The sequence below is a fragment of the Deltaproteobacteria bacterium genome (assembly GCA_028818775.1).
Taxonomy (GTDB): Bacteria; Desulfobacterota; Binatia; order UBA9968; family JAJDTQ01; genus JAJDTQ01.
Genome location: JAPPNE010000182.1, coordinates 6,527 through 24,424, shown reverse-complemented (window position 1 = coordinate 24,424; position 17,898 = coordinate 6,527). Strand labels below are relative to the sequence as shown.

Below are 17,898 nucleotides of genomic sequence, written 5' to 3'. Positions count from 1 at the left end.
TGGTGCCGGAGGTGTAGAGGATGTACAGCGGGTCGGTGGCGGCCACGGAGACGCATTCGGCCGGCTCGGCGGCGGCCACCGCCTCGTTCCAGTCCACGTCGCGCCCCGCGGTCATGGCGGCCTCGGCCTGGGGCCGCTGCAGTATCAGGCAGGCGCCGGGCTTGTGCGTCGCCAGGCGGATGGCTTCGTCCAGCAGCGGCTTGTACTCGATGACGCGGTTGACCTCGATGCCGCAGCTCGCGCTCACCATGACCTTGGGCTTGGCGTCGTCGATACGGGTGGCGAGCTCGTTGGCGGCGAAGCCGCCGAAGACCACCGAGTGCACCGCGCCGAGGCGCGCGCACGCCAGAATCGCCACCACCGCCTCGGGCACCATGGGCATGTAGATGATCACCCGGTCGCCCGCGCCGACGCCGTGGTTGCGCAGCGCGCCGGCGAAGTTCGCCACCGCGTCCCGAAGCTCCGCGTAGGTGAAGACCTTCCCGCCGTCCGTCACCGGGCTGTCGTAGATCAGCGCCGCACGGTCGCCGTTGCCCTGCTCCACGTGCACGTCCAGGGCGTTGTAGCAGGTGTTGAGAGCGCCGCCCGTGAACCACCGGTAGAAGGGCGGCCGCGAGTCGTCGAGCACCCGCTCCCAGCGCTTGTCCCAGTGGATGTCCTCGGCGGCCTCGGCCCAGAAACCCTCGGGGTCGTCCAGCGCTCGCCGGTAGACGTCCATGTACCGATTGTCGCTCATTGCATCCTCCAAACCGAGATCCTGAATTCCCAATAGACCGCGCGGACCGCGGCGCGCAAGCGGAATCGGCGGGGCGAACGGTCTTTGACAGGGCCCGACGCTTGGTCTACGAAACAGGTGGCCGGAGGGAGCGCGACTCATGAGCTACAAGACCATTCACCACAAGGCCGACGTGCTGGTCATCGGCGGCGGCGCGGCCGGCGCCATGGCGGCGATCCGCGCGCGCGAGGAGGGCGCGGACGTGCTCCTGGTGGACAAGTCCGTGTTCGGCCGCAGCGGCTGCGCGGCGCTGGCCTCCGGGGCGTACATCACCTACATGCCCGGCGACGACATCAAGTTCCACCTCTCCGGGCGCGGCGTGCTCACCAACCAGACCAAGGCCATCGAGGCGATACACGCCACCTACGACGTGCTCAGGATCCTCGACGGCTGGGGCGTCAAGTTCGTCAAGGAGAACGGCGAGTTCTGGCGCGGCAAGGGCGGCTCCGGGGCGGCCGCCAGCGGCGGGCTGGCCGCGGGGCTGGTGGGCGGCGGCACCGCCATGATGAAGGTGGTGCGCGGCGTCGCCCTGCGCGCCGGCGTGCGCGTGCTCGACCGGGTCTCGGTGACGGACCTGCTGACTTCCGACGGCCGCCATCCCACCGGCGGCCACGTGGTGGGCGCGCTCGGGATCTCCGGCCGCGAGCGCGAGGTCCACGTGTGCGAGGCCAAGTCGGTGGTGATGTGCGCGGGCGGTTTCAACTTCGGCTACAAGAGGCCCGGACAGTGGTTCGCGGGCATGCCCCTCAACATCACCAGCGACGGCGTCGCCATGCAGCTCCGGGCGGGCGCGGTGATGGGCAACATGGCGTGCGGCAGCAAGTACCTGCAGACCATGGAGTTCATGTGCGCCCCGGGCATCGAGCACTTCACCACCATGGGCACCAGCTACTTCAACCGCCAGGGCGAAGACGTCATGAAGCGGTTCTCGGAGTCCGAGGCCGAGAACACACGCCGGCTGTCGCTGGGACAGGCGGTGGCCCTGGAGATGCTGGAAGGCAACGGTCCCGTGTATCTCGACTGCACCAAGCTCCCGCCCGAGAACATACGGATGCTGTACGAGGTGATCCCCATCATCATGAACACCCTCGAGGCCGGGGGCTACAATATCAGCAAGGAGCGTGTCCCCTATCTGCCGGTGCTGGCGGCCACCTACGGCTCCAGCCACGGCGGCGGCGCGGTGGTGGACGACCAGTGCAGGACCTCGCTGCCGGGCCTTTTCGCCGCGGGCGCCAGCAGCGACGGCATGAACATCTCGCCGAACCTCAACCTCTCCTGGTGCATGGTGCTGGGCTGGTGGGCCGGGCTGCATGCCGCCGACTACGCCCGGAACGCCGACCTCGAGGGCGCGGTGGAGCGGCAGGTGGAGTCGCTGACCGCGAGTGCAACCAAGTATGTCAAACCCGAAGGGACCGCCTTCGACGAGGTCCACGGCAGGGCCGCGGACCTGCTGCACGAGTTGGGGGTCATTCTCAGCGACGAGAAGATCGTCCGCGTGCGGCGGGGCCTTGAGGAGATCCTGGAGACGTACGACAACGTGATGGCCAGGGATCCCCACGACCTCGTGAAGGTCCTGGGGCTGCGGAATTCCATCGAGGCGCTGACCGCGGTGCTGGACTACCTGCTGCACCGCCAGGAAAGCCGCGGCTCGGTGATCAACCGCGACCATCCCGAGACCGACAACGAGAAGTGGCTGGTGCTGAGCAAGTCCATCATCGAGAACGGCGCCCTCAAGATCTGGGACGAGCCCATCCCCCACGACGAGTTCTACGTGCACTACCGGCCGCGCTCGGGGAAGGCCATGCACCCCTTCTTCAAGATCGCCGGGCAGATGGTGGAGGGGGAGAATTGACCATGGCCGACGAGCTGCACCTGCCGAAGGTCGAGATCTGGAAGGAAGTCTGCACTTCGTGCGGGGCGTGCGACGACGCCTGCCCGACGGACGTGATCCGCATGGGCGAGGACGGCTTTCCGTTCGCCAAGTACGAGGAAGACTGCCAGGGCTGTTTCATCTGCGAATGGGACTGTCCCGTGGGCGCCATCAGGATCCGGGTCGCGCGCTGGTACGAGGCGTCCCGCCTCCCATGAGTATCGCCTGGGCTCTGGTCGCTTCGCTGGGCTTCGCGGTTTCCCACATCCTGATCCGCCGCGGTCTGGCCGAGTCCAATCCGCTGGCCGGTTTCGCGATCTCCATCGTCATCTCCTTCCTTACCCTCTGGTCCATGGTGGCAGCCACTCTGCCGCTAACCGTCTTCTGGACCCACGCCATCTGGTACTTCGCCGTGGGCGGCCTGTTCGCCTCGGGCCTGGGACGCTGGCTCGTGTACGTCTCCATCGACCGTCTCGGGGTCGCCCGCTCTATTCCGGTGGTGAGCACCACTCCCATGTTCGCCTCGATCCTGGCGGTGCTCATCGTCGGCGAGCACTGGACCCTGGGGGCCTTCTTCGGCACCGTGCTGATCATCTGCGGGGTCATCGTCATCTCCCGCACCCACGAGCAGAGGGCGGAATTCCGCCGGTGGGACTTCATCTTCCCGCTGCTGGGCGCATTGTCGTTCTCGTTCTCGGCCAGCGTGCGCAAGCTGGGATTCTTCATCGCCAACCTGCCGCTCATGGCGTCGTGCGTGAACGCCACCACGGGGCTGGCGCTGGCCGCGGCGATGATCTACGCGCAGGGCGGTCCGCGCAAGGTCCTGCCCATGTCCCGCTCGGTGTTCGCGTGGTTCGTGGCCGCGGGGATCTGCAACACCACGGGGATGCTGGCCAACTTCTATGCCCTCTCCACCGGCGACATCGTCATCGTCGAGCCGCTCATCAGCACCAACCCGGTGTTGACCGTCGTCCTCACCGCCATCTTCCTGCGCGACGTGGAGACCGTGAACATGCGCGTGTGCCTCGGCGTCGCCCTCACCTTCGCCGGCACCCTGCTGCTGGTCTACGCCAGAGGACACGGGGCGTAGGGGGATGGATTCCCGCTTCCGCGGGAATGACGTTTCAGGGGGTTATAGAGGGGCTTCCGTGTCCTTTCCCGTATGGCTCGGTTAGAATGGCTTCGTGCGCACGGGACTCGAAAGACTGCTCGACGATCCGCGCCGCTGGCTCGGGCGCGCCCGGGTCGGGCTCGTGGCCAACCCCACCACGGTAGACCGCCGGCTCGCCCACGCCGTCGACCTGCTGCACCGTCACCCGGACGTGGACCTGCGGTGCCTGCTCGGTCCCGAGCATGGGCTGCGCGGCTCCGCCCAGGACATGGTGGGGGTGGCCCACGGCGCTGACCCGGTCACGGGCCTGCCGGCGGTAAGCCTCTACGGCGCCACCTTCGAGTCGCTGTCGCCCACGCCACGGCAACTCGCGGACCTCGATGTCCTTCTCTTCGACATCCAGGACGTCGGCGCGCGCTACTACACCTACGCCGCCACCATGGCCCTGTGCATGCGGTCGGCCCGTGCCTCCGGGGTCAAGGTCGTGGTCCTCGACCGTCCCAACCCCATCGGCGGCGTCGCGGTGGAGGGCGGCGGTCTGGACGCGGGCCTGGAGAACTTCTGCGGCCTCTACCCGGTGCCCCAGCGCCATGGCATGACCCTCGGTGAGCTGGCCCGGCTCTACAACGACGCCTTCGGCATCGGCTGCGACCTGGAAGTGGCGGCGTGCGAGGGCTGGCGCCGGGACGCGTACTACGACGAGTGCGGCCTGCCCTGGGTCATGCCGTCGCCCAACATGCCCACCCCGGACACGGCGCTGGTCTATCCGGGGATGTGCCTGCTGGAGGGCACCAACCTGTCCGAGGGTCGGGGCACCACCCGTCCCTTCGAGCTGTTCGGCGCGCCTTTCATTGAGCCGGAGGCCTTGGCCACCGAACTGCGGCGTGAGGAACTGCCCGGGGTGCTGTTTCGCCCCTGCGTCATCGAGCCGGCGTTCCACAAGTTCCGGGGCGAGCGCTGCGGCGCGCTGCAGTTGCACGTCAGCGACCGGCGCGCCTTCTTGCCCTATCGCACCGGCCTCGCCGTGCTGGCGGCGGTGCGCAAGCTCTGGCCGGGGTCGTTCGCATGGCGCACCGAGCCCTACGAGTTCCGCGCCGACGTTCCCGCCATCGACCTCTTGACCGGACGGCCCGCCGTCAGGCAAGCCATTGACGGTGGCGCCGGGCTCGACGAGGTGGTGCGCATCGCCCGCGGCGGCACGGAAGTCTACGACGCCGGCCGCGAAAAGGCGATGCTCTACGAATGAGGCTATCAAGGAGGACGAACATGGCGGATCAGGAAGTCGCAGTGGTGGTGGGAGGCGGGCCGGGACTGAGTGCCTCGCTCGTGCGGCTGTTCACGCGGGAAGGCATGAAGGCGGCCATCGCCGCGCGCAACCCCGACAAGCTCCAGGCCCTCGCGGACAGCACCGGCTGCCGCGCCTACCGGTGCGACGCCGTCGTGCCCGAAGAGGTGAACGATCTCTTCGCGCGGGTGGCGCGGGACCTGGGCGACCCCAACGTGGTGGTCTACAACGCCAGCGCACGCGTGCGCGGGCCGCTGACCGAGCTGGATCAGGCCGCGGTCCGGGACGCCATCATGGTCACCTGCTACGGCGGGTTCCTGGTAGGGCAGGCCGCGGCCGCCGGCATGCTCCGGACGGGCGGCGGCACCATCCTGTTCACCGGCGCCTCCGCAAGCGTGAAGGGGTACGCCAACTCGGCGTCCTTCGCCATGGGCAAGTTCGGTCTCACCGGCCTGGCCCAGAGCATGGCGCGGGAGCTTCAGCCGCAGAACATCCACGTGGCCCAGATCGTCATCGACGGCGGTATCGACTCGCCCCGGCGCGATTCCGCTCGCGGCACGGACACATGGCTCAGCCCCGACAGCATCGCCGAGACCTATCTCCAGCTTCACCGCCAGCACCGGAGCGCCTGGGCGTCGCACATCGAGTTGCGGCCCTGGGTGGAGAAGTTCTAGGGGACAAGGGATCGAACACGCACCGGGCTAAAGGATGGGTTGAAGCCGCCGATCTTCCTGTATGGAATGGAACGGCGGCATCTCTGTTTGACGGCTCGGAACGCGGTGACGCTTTTCGCGGGGGAGGATGGCGTGGTCCTGCCGTCCGTCCTCATGCTGATCGCGGTCCTGGCGGTGGTCGGTGCGACGAGCATGAACGCCTCCCTCACCGACCTGCGCATCACCGGCGCCTATTACAAGAGCGCCGCCGTGTTCCACATCGCCGAGGCCGGGCTCACGCACGGGCGGCACGAGCTGTCGGACGAGGACGGCACCCTTGATTTCACCGGCATCCTGGCGCCCACGACGGTTTTCGCCGGGCGAGGGTTCCACGACGGCAGCTACACGGTGATCGCCACCCCGGTGGCCGGCAGCGTACCGCCCCGGATACGCCTGCGGTCGTCGGCCTGTTTCCCGGCCGCGAACCCGTGTCCGCGCGGGCACGCCAAGGCGGAGGTGGAAGCCCTGCTCGAGCACAACCCCACCGGCCTCACCCCGCGCGAACGCGTGCGCTTGGTGGCGTGGCGCGCCCTTGACTAGAAGATGGCGCCCTTCGACTTCGCTTCGCCGACCCCTGTCCTGAGCCCGTCGAAGGGGCCTGTCCTGAGCTCGTCGAAGGACTCAGGGCGAACGGTGTCTTGATCAGGGTCTACCTGCCTTGGTGAGTCACAATACCGGAGCGGCAGGCGCGTCTCCCGCGGCTGCTGATCGGGTCCGGGCGTTTCCAGTACGATCTCGCACGGGGTAATGGCCTTGACGTGGTTGGAGTCGTCACCCAGCCGGGACCCCGGCCGGACGACGTAGACGTGGCCCTCGGCATCCTCCACCAGCGCCGCGGCGTCGTGTGTCCCCCAGGCGATTCCGGTTGCCTGGAAGCGGGGTCGTGGAGTGGGTTCCGGCGACGGGGCCGGTTCAGGGTCAGGCGCGGGCAGCGGTTCCTCCACCGGCGGCGAGGCTTGGTACGGCTCGAACGGGTCGCGCGACAAGGGTGCGGCATGAACTCCGGCCAACGGCGGCGCGAGCCCCCGTGGCGCCGGAGTCTCCGCTCCCTCCGATCCCCGACCGGTCTCCGTCTCCACTCCGCCCTCGTCGTCGGCATTTCGCGCGGGGAGCCGGAGCGTCACCAGCTTCATGGTGATGCCCAGCCGTGTGGCGCCGCCGTCGGCCGGGAGGGCGGCGATGGCGAGTTCGCCGGTATCCGCCAACGCGCCCGGCGCCGCGGTATCGAGGAAGCGGAGCAGGTCGTGGTACGTGCCCGTGAACTCCACCGCGTACGGGATCTCGGTGAGGAATTCTCCGGTGATTGCCGCGCCGGGTTGGAACCGTACCATCTCCAGGCCCGCCGCGGCTGCCCGGGCGGTCACCCTCTCCAGCGGGTCCGCGGGCTCGGCCACGCGCGGCAGACGGGAACCCAGCGCGCGGCGGAGCGCGGCGAGGTTCTCGCGCAGCCGCGGCAACCGGTCCGCCTGACGGCGCAGGCGAGCCTGTTCGAGGCGGGCGATCTCCAGGCCGGCCTCGATCCGGGCAATGCCGCCGGACTGGGGCCGGTACAGCAGGATGTAGTCCAGGGAAGCCAGCGCGAGGCTGACCCCGACGATGCACGCCGCCCATTGCGCAGCGGAACGTTCGAGCAGGAGGTCGAGGTAGTATTGCATGAGCCCTCAAGCCGGCCGGCGTCATTCTTCGGGCAACGCCGGCTCGCGGAGCGGGGTAGTGCGCGCGCGGATCACGAAGCTGAAATCGTCGTCTTCGAGCGCCTTGCCGGCCTCCACGAGTTGGCGCTCGGCAAAGTGGACGGGAAGGTCGCGCAGGAACCGGGTGATGGAGGCGTCTTCGGTGGCTTGGCCTTCCAGCACGGTGGCGCCGTCGGACTCGGCGTAGCGCGTCAACCACAAGGTCGCCGGCGCGGCGGCCGCAAGGCCGCGCAGTGCCTTCGCGGGTTGCGCGCGGTTCTCCAGCCACTGGATGACGGCCGCGTTCTTGCGCCGCTGCTCCTGAATGCGTGCTTCCAGCGCACCGGCGGCCTTGGCGTCCCGGCGCAGTGCCGTGGCTGTCGCGCGTGATGCCTCCAGATCGGCCTCCAGACCGGAGCGGTGGCGGCACTGCGCGACGTTGACGGTGCCGAGCGCGGTGCCTGTAAGGAGGAGCGCGGCGGTCAGGGCGAGAATGCGGCGGCGTTTGCGCCGCAGCGCCCGGCTTTCTCGGGTGGGCAGGAGGTTGATGCGTGGGGTCATGGGACGCCTCTTCTTCTCCGCGCGCCTCTATTCGACGGGTGGTCTGGCGGCGAGTCCCGCGACGACGGCGAACGCCGGCCCGGCCGGCTCGCCATCGGTCAGTGTCGCGCCGGAGAAAAATGGGCCACGGACGCGGACCTCGGCGTCGAGGGCGCGGGCCAGACTCGGACCGAGGCCGGTCAGGCCCGCGCTGCCCCCGCTCAGAGCGATGCGCCGCGGTGTGCCACCGTCGCCCAAGGGGCCGAACAGGTTGAGGCCGCGGCCGATCTGCGCGGCGAGCGAGTCGCACAGGGAGTCGAGCAGATCGCCGGCGGCCGCGGTGTCGCCGCCGCGCTTGATCGTTTCGGCTTCGTCTCTTGAGACGTTCAGGTTCTCGGCGAGGCTTTCCGTCAACTGCTCGCCGCCCACGGGCAGATCCGTCGCGTAGCCGGGACCGTCCGGCGCCGGGACGTGGATCGTGGTGCAGCGGGCCCCCACGTGGAACCAGGCCGACGGCGGTTCACCGTCGAACGACATGTCGTCGCACACGCGGCCGAGGGCAAAATGGTCCACGTCGACGATGGCGGGCGTCAGCCCCGCGCCCTCCAGGAGCCGGACGTGGCTTTCAACCAAGGTCTTGCGGGCGGCCACCAGGAGGACCTCCAACCCGCTGCCGTCCTCGGAAGGGCCGAGCACGTGGTAGTCGAGGTTGACGTTGCCCAAGTCCTCGGGGATCGCATCCATGGCCTCGAACTCGATGACGTCGTCCAGCGTCTCCCCGGTTTGGTTGGGAAGCCGCAGCCGCTTGGTGATGACGCCCCGGCCGGGGACCGCGGCCACGACCGGGGGCCGAGCGTCGTCGCCCGAGGCCGTGAAAGTGCGGATCGCCCGCGCGAGACTCGCGGTCTCGCGCATGATTCCGTTCTCCACCGCGCCGGGCGGCACCGGCAGCGCGGCGGCGCGCACGACCTCGGACTTGCCGCCCCTGTCCGTAACCTCGGCGATCTTGACGGCGGTCGAACCCACGTCCACCACGAACCAGCGCCGTGGCCGTTTCAACGCACGCAGAAGTGAAGCGATCCGTCTCATGCCGGACGCACAACGCAAATCCGGGGCCAGTGCCGCCGACCCTATCCGCGGCAAGGGTCACCGGCGCCACCGGATCGTGCAAAACCTCGGACTATCGCAACGTTGCGGAACGGCCGCCCGGCTCCGCGGCAGTCTTGGGAGGGGATCGGATTGCGTCGTGCCGGTCGGACTTCGGGCACCAGCGGCGCACGACCGTCATTCCAGTGGCGCTGAACGGCATCCCAACGACGGTGCTGAACGACGCTCGGGTACCAGGCCTCGGCGAGTTGGGCCAGAGGCGTGGCTTTTCGGGGCCGTCTCATCAATAATCCCAATCAATGAGCGCGGTCGAGAATCCTGTTCCGACCAAGGCGAATCACCCGTTCGCCTTGGTCGCCGTCCCGGCGCCGATGCCGGAGCCGTTGACCTACGCCGTACCCGGAGGGCTGCGCGGCCGCTTGGGGGTGGGGATGCGGGTCCTCGTGCCGCTGGGGCGGCGCCGGGTGACCGGGGTGGTGGTGGGGTTCGAGCGCGCGACGCGCGTGGCCGGGGTCAAGGCGATCGCCCAGGCGCTGGACGACGAGGTGCTGCTGGACGAGGGGTTCCTGGACTTGTGCCGCTGGGCGGCGGACTACTACGTGGCTTCCCTGGGCGAGGTGCTGGCGGCGGCCCTGCCGCCGCTGCTGCGCACCGAAAGCCGCGTGGTGGCGGCGTTCGCGGGCGAACCCGAAGATTTTCACGGGGAGGTGGACCGGGAGGTGCTCGGGGCTCTGCGCGAGCGCGGCCCGCTGGCGCCGGCGACGCTGAGCCGGCTGTTCCCGCGCCGGGGCGTGCGCGCGGCCCTGGACCGGCTCGCGGCCCAGGGCGCGGTGACCGTGGGCGAGCGGCTGCGCGGGCACGTGCGCGAGGCCCGGCGCCGGCGGGAGGCGCCGCCGGAACAGACCGCGGGAGGCGCGCCGAGCCGCGCGCCGGTGCTCACGGACGAGCAGCAGGGGGTGCTTCGGTCCATGGAAGGGCGCCTGCGCGACGGCGGCTATGAGACCGTGCTGCTCCACGGGGTCACCGGCAGCGGCAAGACCGAGGTGTACCTCCAGGCCATGGAGACGGTGCGCGCACGCGGGCGCCAGAGCCTGATCCTGGTGCCGGAGATCGCCCTGACGCCGCAGTTGCTGGACCGGCTCGAAGGACGTTTTCCCGGCGACGTGGCGGTGCTCCACAGCGGCCTCACCCCGTCCGAACGGTGGCGCCACTGGTGGCGCATCGCCCACGGCGTGGTGAAGGTGGTGGTGGGAGCGCGCTCCGCGGTGTTCGCCCCGGTCCGGGAACTGGGACTCATCGTCGTGGACGAGGAGCACGACTACAGCTACAAGCAGGAGGAAGGCGTGCGCTACCACGGGCGCGACCTGGCGGTGGTGCGCGGCCGCATCGCCGGCTGTCCCGTGATCCTCGGTTCGGCCACACCGTCCCTGGAAAGCTACCACAATGCCCGCGGCGGCCGTTACCGCCTGCTGGAGCTCACCCGGCGGGTGCAGGCACGGCCCTTGCCCGGCGTCGACGTGGTGGACCTCAAGGCCGGGCAGGAGCCCGCGCCCACGGAGGGGCTCTTCTCCCCGCCGCTGCTGCGCGCGTTGCGGGAAAACCACGAACAGGGCCTGCAGAGCCTGGTCTTCCTCAACCGGCGCGGCTTCGCCTCGTTTCTCCAGTGCTGGTCCTGCGGCTTCGTGGTGCGCTGCCCGCACTGCAGCATCAGCCTCACCTACCACCTCGGGCGCAACAGCAGCTTCTGCCACCACTGCGGCTTTCGCCAGCGCAAGGTGGATGCCTGTCCCGCGTGCGGCAACGTGTCCCTGAGCGAAGTGGGCTTCGGCACGGAGAGGGTCGAGCACGCGCTCCGGCGCCTTCTGCCCAAGGCGCGCATCGGCCGCATGGACCGGGACACCACCAGCGCCCGCGGCGCCCAGGAACGGATCTTCCGGGCCTGGGAGAAGGGCGACCTCGACGTGCTCGTGGGTACGCAGATGGTGGCCAAGGGCCACGACGTCGGCGGCGTGACCCTGGTGGGGGTGGTGCTGGCCGACTCCTCGCTCAACCTGCCGGACTTTCGCGCGGCGGAAAAGACCTTCCAGATCATCAGCCAGGTGGCGGGGCGCGCGGGCCGGGCGCGCCGGCCCGGCAGGGTGATCGTGCAGACACTGGTGCCCGGGCACTATTGCTTCGGGCATGCCCAGGTGCACGATTACCCTTCGTTCTTCGCGGCCGAGACCGAGTTCCGCCGCGAGCTCGGCTACCCGCCATTCCGCCATCTGGTGCACCTGCGGCTGGACGGCACCGACGAGGACGGCGTGACGCAACGCGCGCGCGCCCTGGCGCGGGACCTGCGCCGCGAGGACAACCCACACCAGGTGGAGATCCTCGGACCGGCGCCCGCGCCCATCGCCAGGCTGCGCAACCGCTACCGCTGGCAGATCCTGCTCAAGGGCCGCAGCCGCCCCGCCCTCGGCGCCATGGCCCGGCGCGCCGTCGCACTGGTCCCCAAAGGCCGCACGGTACGGCTCCACGTTGATGTGGATCCGTACAACATGTTATAAACACGGGAGAAATTGGTACTCAGGCCCCCGAAGAAATGATCCTCGACATTCTCAAGTTCCCGGACCCGATCCTGCGGATGCCGGCCCGGCCCGTGGAAGCCGTCACCGGCGAGATCGCCGAGTTGATGGACAACATGCTGGAGACCATGTACGCGGCCCCCGGCATCGGCCTCGCCGCGCCGCAGGTGGGCGTCTCCAGGCGCGTCATCGTGCTGGACCTCGACCACGAGAACCGCGGCGCCAACGTCATCAAGCTGGCCAACCCGGAGGTCCGTGAAGCCGAGGGCGAGGTGGTGTACGAAGAAGGCTGCCTGAGCGTGGTGGACTTCACCGCGGAGGTAAAGCGCGCCGAGCAGGTGCTCGTGGGAGGATACGGCGCCGACGGCGAGGAGGTGGAGATCGAGGCCGACGGGCTCCTGGCCGTGGCCTTGCAGCACGAGATCGACCATCTCGACGGCAAGCTCTTCATCGACCGCATCAGCCGGCTCAAGCGCGACATCTACGTGCGCAAGCTCAAGAAGGCCGTTCGCACGGGCAAGGAACCGGAAGAGAGCCGCGGCATCGTCATTTGAACCGCCAGGAACGGACCGCGCCGCGCGGCGGTCGCGGTGCTTCGCCGGGCTCCGGCCTTTCGCCCAAGCGGGAAAGCGTCTATCTCCCCGGACATCCGATGCGAATCGTTTACATGGGCACACCGGCCTGCGCGGCGGCATCGCTGGAGGTGCTGCTTGACGGTCCCGACGAGGTCGTGGGCGTGGTCACGCAGCCCGACCGGCCCTCCGGCCGCGGCCAAGCCACCACTTCCTCGCCGGTGCGGCAGGCCGCGGAGAGCCGCGGCATTCCGGTGCTCACACCCGTGAAGATGAAGGACCCGGGCCTGCTGGAGCGGCTGGAGGCCTGGCGCCCGGACCTCGTGGCGGTGGTCGCCTACGGGCGGATCCTGCCGCAGCCGATCCTCGACCTGGCGCCCCTGGGCTGCGTCAATGTCCACTACTCCCTGCTCCCCAAGTACCGCGGTGCGGCGCCCATGCAGTGGGCCATCCTCCAGGGAGAGGCGGTCACCGGGGTCACCACCATGCGGCTCGTGGCGGAAATGGACGCGGGGCCGGTGTTGCTCTCGGAAACGGTGGCCATGGACCCTGGAGAGACGGTGCCTTCCCTGGAAGCCAAGCTCGTGCCGCTGGGCGCGCGGCTGCTGCTGCGCACGGTGGCCGGCCTCGAGCGGGGAACGCTCAGGGCGCGCCCGCAGGACCCCGCCGGGGTGACGTTCGCCCCCATGTTGAAGAAGGAGGACGGCCTGATCGAATGGACCCGCCCGGCCCGGGAGATCGAACGGCGCGTGCGCGCCTTCACCCCCTGGCCCTCGGCGTTCACCTATTGGCAGGGCAAGTTGGTGAAGGTCCACGGCGCGAGCCTGGCGGAAGCGGACGCGGTTTGCGCGCCGGAGCCGCCGGGAACGGTGTTGCGCGCGGACGGCACCGGCCTCCGCGTAGCCACCGGCGCCGGCGCGCTGCTCCTCGACGAGTTGCAAATGGAGGGGCGCAAACGCATGCCGGCCGAAGCTTTCCTGCGCGGTGCCGGTTTGCGCGCGGGCATGCGGTTCGAGCAGCCGTGTCGCTGATCCGGCCTGGCGGTCCCCACGCTTGCAGGCCGGTCGCGTCCTGCGCAACTATCTTTCCGTGACACCGCACCATGAGAACCCTCGCGAGCTGGCCGTCGGTATCGTCTACCGCGTCGAGAGGCGGAACGCCTACGCGGACGTGTTGCTGAGCGCGCGCCTGGACGAGGCGGCGCTGCCGCCGGTGGACGGCGCGCTGCTGACCCGCCTGGTCTACGGTACGCTGCGCTGGCGCGGGCGCATCGACTGGGTGCTCGCCCGCGTGCTGCGCGATCCCCTGGACAAGCTGGATCCGCTGGTGCGGAACCTGCTCCGCGTGGGCTGTTTCGAGCTGCTTTTCCTGGACCGGGTACCCTCTTACGCCACCGTCAACGAGTTGGTAGAGATGGCGAAACGCCGCGCGGGTCCCGGCAAGGCGCGGCTGGTCAACGCGGTGCTGCGGCGGGTCGCGGGCCGGGAACGGGAGGCGTGGCGCCCGGCCCCCGATACCGCGGACCCCGCGGAACTGGCGGCGCTGGTATCCCATCCGCTCTGGCTCGTGGATCTGTGGCGGGAGCGGTTCGGTGCGGCGGAGATCAGGCGCCTGATGGAAGCCAACAATGAGGACGCGCCGCTGGTGCTGCGCGCCAACCGGCTGCGCGTGAGCCGCGACGATCTGGTGCGGCGCTTGCGCTCCCATGGGGTGGAGGCTCGGGCCGGGACGTGGTCGCCGCTGGCGGTGCGGCTGCGCGGAGCGTCGTCGCCGGTGCGTCTGGCGGAGTTCCGCGAGGGTCTGTGCCAGGTGCAGGGTGAGGCATCCCAGATGATCGGCTTCCTGGCGGCGCCGGAACCGGGCATGCGGGTGCTCGACGTGTGCGCGGCCCCGGGCGGGAAGACCACGCATATTGCCGAGCTTATGGAGGGCCGCGGCGAGGTGGTCGCGTGCGACGTTTCCGAGCGCGGGCTGGAGAAGCTGGCGGACAATGCCCGGCGCCTGGGGCTGGATTGCATACGCACCCAGGTCTGTGACGCGGTCCGCGGGCTTCCGGGCGAACCCGGGTCTTTCGACCGGGTGCTGGTGGACGCGCCATGCTCCGGCCTGGGCACCCTGCGCGCGCACCCGGAGATCCGCTGGCGTCGCGAGCCGCGAGACCTGCACCGCCTCGCCGCGCTTCAGGCCGACATCCTGCAGCAGGCGGCGACGCGAGTGGCTCCCGGCGGCCTCCTGGTGTATGCCACCTGCACCCTCTCCCGGCCCGAGAACGAAGAAGTGGTGGAAGGCTTCCTTGAGCGTCACCGGGAGTTCGCCGTCGAGGAGGCCGCGGAACACCTGCCGTCCTCGGCACGGTCCATGGCCGCGGAACCTTACTTTCTTGCACTGCCCCATCGGCACGACACGGAGGGTTTTTTTGCCGCGCGCCTGCGCCGGCCGGCTGCCGCTCTCGTTTACCTCCCGGAATCCATGTGTTAGATTTTGCGGACAACCCAGGGTTCGATCGGACCGAGTGTCGGGGCGTGGCTCAGCCTGGTAGAGCGCACGGTTCGGGTCCGTGAAGTCGCTGGTTCAAATCCAGTCGCCCCGACCATTCCCTGCTGTCCGGAGACGGACTTCTCTGACCACGCCCGCCTCATCCCGGCGTTCCTGAAGGTGTCTTGTAAGTGCCCTCCTACGTCTGTCCCATGCATCCCGAGGCGCGTCAGCCGGAATCCGGCGCGTGTCCGTCCTGCGGCATGATCCTGGAGGCGGAAGCCGTTTCCGAGGAGGAGGACAACTCTGAACTGGCGGACATGACGCGGCGGTTCTGGAGTTGCGCGGTGGTTTCCGTGCCGGTGCTGTTCCTGGGAATGGCCGAGATGATGCCGCCCTTCTTCTTTGCGATACCCATGAGCCGGACCGTCTGTGTGTGGTTGCAGTTCTTGCTGGCGACGCCGGTGATCTTCTGGGGCGGGTGGCCGTTCGCCCGGCGCGCGTGGGTGTCCGTGGTGAACCGCGGCGCCGGCATGTTCGCGCCGGTTTCGTTGGGGGTGGGAGCGGCGTGGCTCTTCAGCGTGGCCGCCATGCTGTTTCTGGAACTGTTTCCCGAGGCCTGGCGCACCGACGGCGGCGGCGTGCCGGTGTATTTCGAGTCGGCCGCGGTCATCGTCACCCTGGTCCTGCTGGGACAGGTGCTGGAGATGCGCGCCCGGGCGCGCACCCGCGACGCCCTCCGGTCGCTGATGGCGCTGGCCCCCGAGACCGCGTACCGGCTCGGGGACGACGGTCGCGTCGAGGAGGTTCCGTTGGCCCGCGTCGCCGTGGGCGACCGGCTGCGCGTGGGTCCGGGGGAAAGGGTGCCCGTGGACGGCACCGTGCTCTCCGGGACCGGCACCGTCGAGGAGTCCATGGTGACCGGCGAGCCGTCGCCGGTGGCGAAAGGGGAGGGCGACCCGGTGACCGGCGGGACGCTCAACGGCGCCGGCGGCTTCGTCATGCGCGCCGACCGGGTGGGGCGCGACACACTGGTGGCGCGCATCGTTCGCATGGCCAGCGAGGCGCGGCGCGGCCGCGCGCCGATTCAACGAAGAGCGGATCGCGCGGCGGCATGGTTTGTCCCCGCGGTGGTCCTGGTGGCGGTCGCCACCGTAGCCGTCTGGAGTTGGCTGGGGCCGGAACCGTGCGTGCTGCACGGGCTGGTCAACGCGGTGACCGTGCTGGTCATCGCCTGTCCCTGCGCCCTGGGGCTGGCCGCGCCCATGGCCCTGGCGGTGGGAACCGGCCGCGGCGCCGTGGCGGGCGTGTGGGTCAAGGAGGCCGGGGCGCTCGAGTTGCTGGCCAAGGTCGACACGCTGGTGGTGGACAAGACCGGCACCATCACCGAGGGGACCCCGCACCTCGTGTCGGTGGTGGCGCTGCCGGGTCACGAGGAGGACGCGTTGCTGGGCCTGGCCGCGAGCCTGGGACGGCAAAGCGGACATCCGTTGTCGCGCGCGTTGGTCCGAGGGGCGCGGCAACGCGGCCTGACCCTGTCCGACGCGGCAAAGTTCCGCGCCGTCACGGGCAAGGGAGTCGTGGGTGAGGTGGACGGCCACGCGGTGGTGGTGGGCAGCCGGCTGCTGTTCGAGGAGCACGGTATTGACGGCGGCGAGTTGTACCGCCGCGCGGAGACGCAGCGACGGGACGGCTGCACCGTGACGTTCATCGGGGTGGACGGCCGGCCCGCGGGCATGCTGGGCGTGGCCGACCCCGTCAAGCGCTCCTCCTACGACGCCGTGGAGGAACTGCGCGGGCAGGGGCTTCGGATCGTCATGCTGACCGGCGACCACCACGCGACCGCGCGGGCCGTGGCGCATCATCTCGGTATCGAAGAGGTGGAAGCCGACGCGTCCCCCGAGGAGAAGGTCGCGGCCGTCCGGCGCCTGCGGGAGAGCGGCGCCAACGTGGCCATGGCCGGCGACGGCGTCCACGATGCCCCCGCCCTGGCCGCGGCCCACGTAGGCATCGCCTTGAGCACCGGCGCCGACGTCGCCTTCGAGAGCGCCGGCATCACCCTGCTCCGCGGCGACCTGCGGGCGCTGGCGCGCGCCCGCCGGCTGAGCCGCGAGACTCTGTCCAACGTCCGCCAGAACATCGCCCTCGCGGTCGCCGTCAACGTCCTGGGAGTCCCCATCGCCGCGGGCGTGCTCTACCCGGTGTCGGGGCTGCTCCTGAACCCGATGGTGGCCGCGGCGCTCATGATCCTGGGCTCGCTGTCCGTGATCGCGAACCCGCTGCGGCTGCGGCGCAGGATGTTGTAGGAGGGGGAGAGTTGGGCCGCTAGTGCTCCCGCAGGAGCTTGCCGTACCCCTCGATGCGGTCCTTGATGCCGAGGCTGCGCAGCGCCCACCACAGGATCGCCTGGCTTCCCTGGACGACGTTGACGCCGAGTTCCTGCTCCAGCGTGTCGATGACGGCTCCCGCGGCCCAGTGGGGCGAGCCCAGGTGGATGGTGTCGATCTCGGGGTGTTCCTGCTTGAGCTCCCGGGCGAGTCGCAGGGGTACCTCGGAGGGGATGGTGCCCACCTCGACGAACGGCACGCCGGCGAACTTCTGCGCCACCATGGTGGTCTTGTCCGGGTCGGTGAAACGCTCGTTGGGAAGGTGGTCGGCGCTGCCCGGGGTCGAGGCGTAGGTGACCGAGCCCACGAGCTTGGCGCCCAGGACCGCGTCCGCCTGGTGGTAGGCGGTGGTGCTGTTGGTGACGGGGACGCCGAGTTCCTCTTGCAGCGCCGCCATGGTGTCGTGGGCGCGTTGGGCGCCCCCGGAATAGACCACCGGGCCGCCGCCGAAGACGATGATGTCCGCCTTGGCGCGGGCCATCTCGCGGGCCGCGCGCACCGCGTGGTTCCAGCTCTCCTCGGCCTCGCCGGACTCCTTGGAGTGCCGCGCCACCATGAGCGTGGTCAACGCCAGCGTGACGCCCGGCGGCGCCATCTTGTAGAATTCGTAGGGGAAGACCTCGGTGACGATGGGCGGTGACGTGTAGCCGATGCGGGCGCGATGACCGTACATGCCGAATCTCCTCTTTCCTGGCACGACGAAGCGGGGGGGGGGCGGCCCCACCCCCCCCCCCCCCAACCCCCCCCCGTTAACCGGCCCCCCATGGACCCCGCCCGGGCAAAAAACCCAAAAAAAAAACCCCCCATAACATTGAACCCCCCA

Annotated in this window: 16 protein-coding genes and 1 tRNA gene; 12 read left to right on the top strand and 5 right to left on the bottom strand. The window is 69.8% G+C overall.

Features of this window, described 5'->3' with window-relative positions:
• On the bottom strand, positions 1-736 hold a 736-nt coding region (locus OXU42_18880; GenBank protein ID MDE0031450.1), incomplete at its 3' end, for an AMP-binding protein.
• Positions 737-875: 139 nt separating this feature from the next.
• On the opposite strand from OXU42_18880, the gene OXU42_18875 reads away from it, so the two are divergent.
• The 6 genes from OXU42_18875 (at position 876) to OXU42_18850 (ending at position 6,294) form a co-directional block, all read left to right on the top strand.
• On the top strand, positions 876-2,627 hold the full coding sequence (locus tag OXU42_18875) for an FAD-binding protein (GenBank protein MDE0031449.1): 1,752 nt from the start codon (positions 876-878) through the stop codon (positions 2,625-2,627).
• A gap of 2 nt (positions 2,628-2,629) precedes the next feature.
• Positions 2,630-2,863: a ferredoxin family protein gene (locus OXU42_18870; GenBank protein MDE0031448.1), complete on the top strand. Its 234-nt coding sequence runs from the start codon at positions 2,630-2,632 to the stop codon at positions 2,861-2,863.
• Positions 2,860-3,735 (top strand): DMT family transporter, encoded by an 876-nt coding sequence (locus OXU42_18865; GenBank protein MDE0031447.1) that lies wholly within the window; start codon positions 2,860-2,862, stop codon positions 3,733-3,735. The genes OXU42_18870 and OXU42_18865 overlap by 4 nt, the downstream gene beginning before the upstream one ends.
• A gap of 94 nt (positions 3,736-3,829) precedes the next feature.
• On the top strand, positions 3,830-5,002 hold the full coding sequence (locus OXU42_18860) for a DUF1343 domain-containing protein (protein ID MDE0031446.1): 1,173 nt from the start codon (positions 3,830-3,832) through the stop codon (positions 5,000-5,002).
• Positions 5,003-5,022: 20 nt separating this feature from the next.
• Positions 5,023-5,715: an SDR family NAD(P)-dependent oxidoreductase gene (locus OXU42_18855; protein MDE0031445.1), complete on the top strand. Its 693-nt coding sequence runs from the start codon at positions 5,023-5,025 to the stop codon at positions 5,713-5,715.
• A 132-nt stretch (positions 5,716-5,847) separates the two neighbouring features.
• Complete coding sequence (locus OXU42_18850) at positions 5,848-6,294, top strand: pilus assembly PilX N-terminal domain-containing protein (GenBank protein ID MDE0031444.1); 447 nt, start codon at positions 5,848-5,850, stop codon at positions 6,292-6,294.
• Here OXU42_18850 and pilO read toward each other — a convergent pair.
• Genes pilO through pilM form a run of 3 tightly spaced genes read right to left on the bottom strand, consistent with a single transcriptional unit; the run spans position 6,291 to position 9,056 of the window.
• Positions 6,291-7,409 carry a type 4a pilus biogenesis protein PilO gene (gene pilO / locus OXU42_18845; protein ID MDE0031443.1) on the bottom strand — a complete coding sequence of 373 codons (1,119 nt, stop codon included), beginning with the start codon at positions 7,407-7,409 and terminating at the stop codon, positions 6,291-6,293. The genes OXU42_18850 and pilO overlap by 4 nt on opposite strands.
• Before the next feature lie 21 nt (positions 7,410-7,430).
• Entirely contained in the window at positions 7,431-7,988 is a 558-nt protein-coding gene (locus OXU42_18840) for a hypothetical protein (protein MDE0031442.1), read from the bottom strand.
• 27 nt (positions 7,989-8,015) lie between these two features.
• A complete protein-coding gene (gene pilM, locus OXU42_18835; protein MDE0031441.1) occupies positions 8,016-9,056 on the bottom strand; it encodes a type IV pilus assembly protein PilM in 1,041 nt (346 codons plus the stop codon).
• Between the two features lie 317 nt (positions 9,057-9,373).
• Between pilM and priA the strand changes: the two genes are divergently transcribed.
• The 6 genes from priA (at position 9,374) to OXU42_18805 (ending at position 16,994) form a co-directional block, all read left to right on the top strand.
• Positions 9,374-11,623: a primosomal protein N' gene (priA, locus tag OXU42_18830; protein ID MDE0031440.1), complete on the top strand. Its 2,250-nt coding sequence runs from the start codon at positions 9,374-9,376 to the stop codon at positions 11,621-11,623.
• A gap of 35 nt (positions 11,624-11,658) precedes the next feature.
• Entirely contained in the window at positions 11,659-12,195 is a 537-nt protein-coding gene (gene def, locus OXU42_18825; protein MDE0031439.1) for a peptide deformylase, read from the top strand.
• A gap of 98 nt (positions 12,196-12,293) precedes the next feature.
• Complete coding sequence (fmt, locus tag OXU42_18820; protein ID MDE0031438.1) at positions 12,294-13,244, top strand: methionyl-tRNA formyltransferase; 951 nt, start codon at positions 12,294-12,296, stop codon at positions 13,242-13,244.
• Between the two features lie 22 nt (positions 13,245-13,266).
• Positions 13,267-14,691, top strand: coding sequence for a 16S rRNA (cytosine(967)-C(5))-methyltransferase RsmB (gene rsmB, locus OXU42_18815; GenBank protein MDE0031437.1), 1,425 nt, complete (start codon positions 13,267-13,269; stop codon positions 14,689-14,691).
• A gap of 38 nt (positions 14,692-14,729) precedes the next feature.
• Positions 14,730-14,806, top strand: a tRNA-Pro gene (locus OXU42_18810).
• 73 nt (positions 14,807-14,879) lie between these two features.
• On the top strand, positions 14,880-16,994 hold the full coding sequence (locus OXU42_18805; protein ID MDE0031436.1) for a copper-translocating P-type ATPase: 2,115 nt from the start codon (positions 14,880-14,882) through the stop codon (positions 16,992-16,994).
• A 19-nt stretch (positions 16,995-17,013) separates the two neighbouring features.
• Here OXU42_18805 and OXU42_18800 read toward each other — a convergent pair whose 3' ends face one another.
• On the bottom strand, positions 17,014-17,748 hold the full coding sequence (locus OXU42_18800) for a hypothetical protein (GenBank protein MDE0031435.1): 735 nt from the start codon (positions 17,746-17,748) through the stop codon (positions 17,014-17,016).
• Between the last annotated feature and the right edge of the window lie 150 nt (positions 17,749-17,898).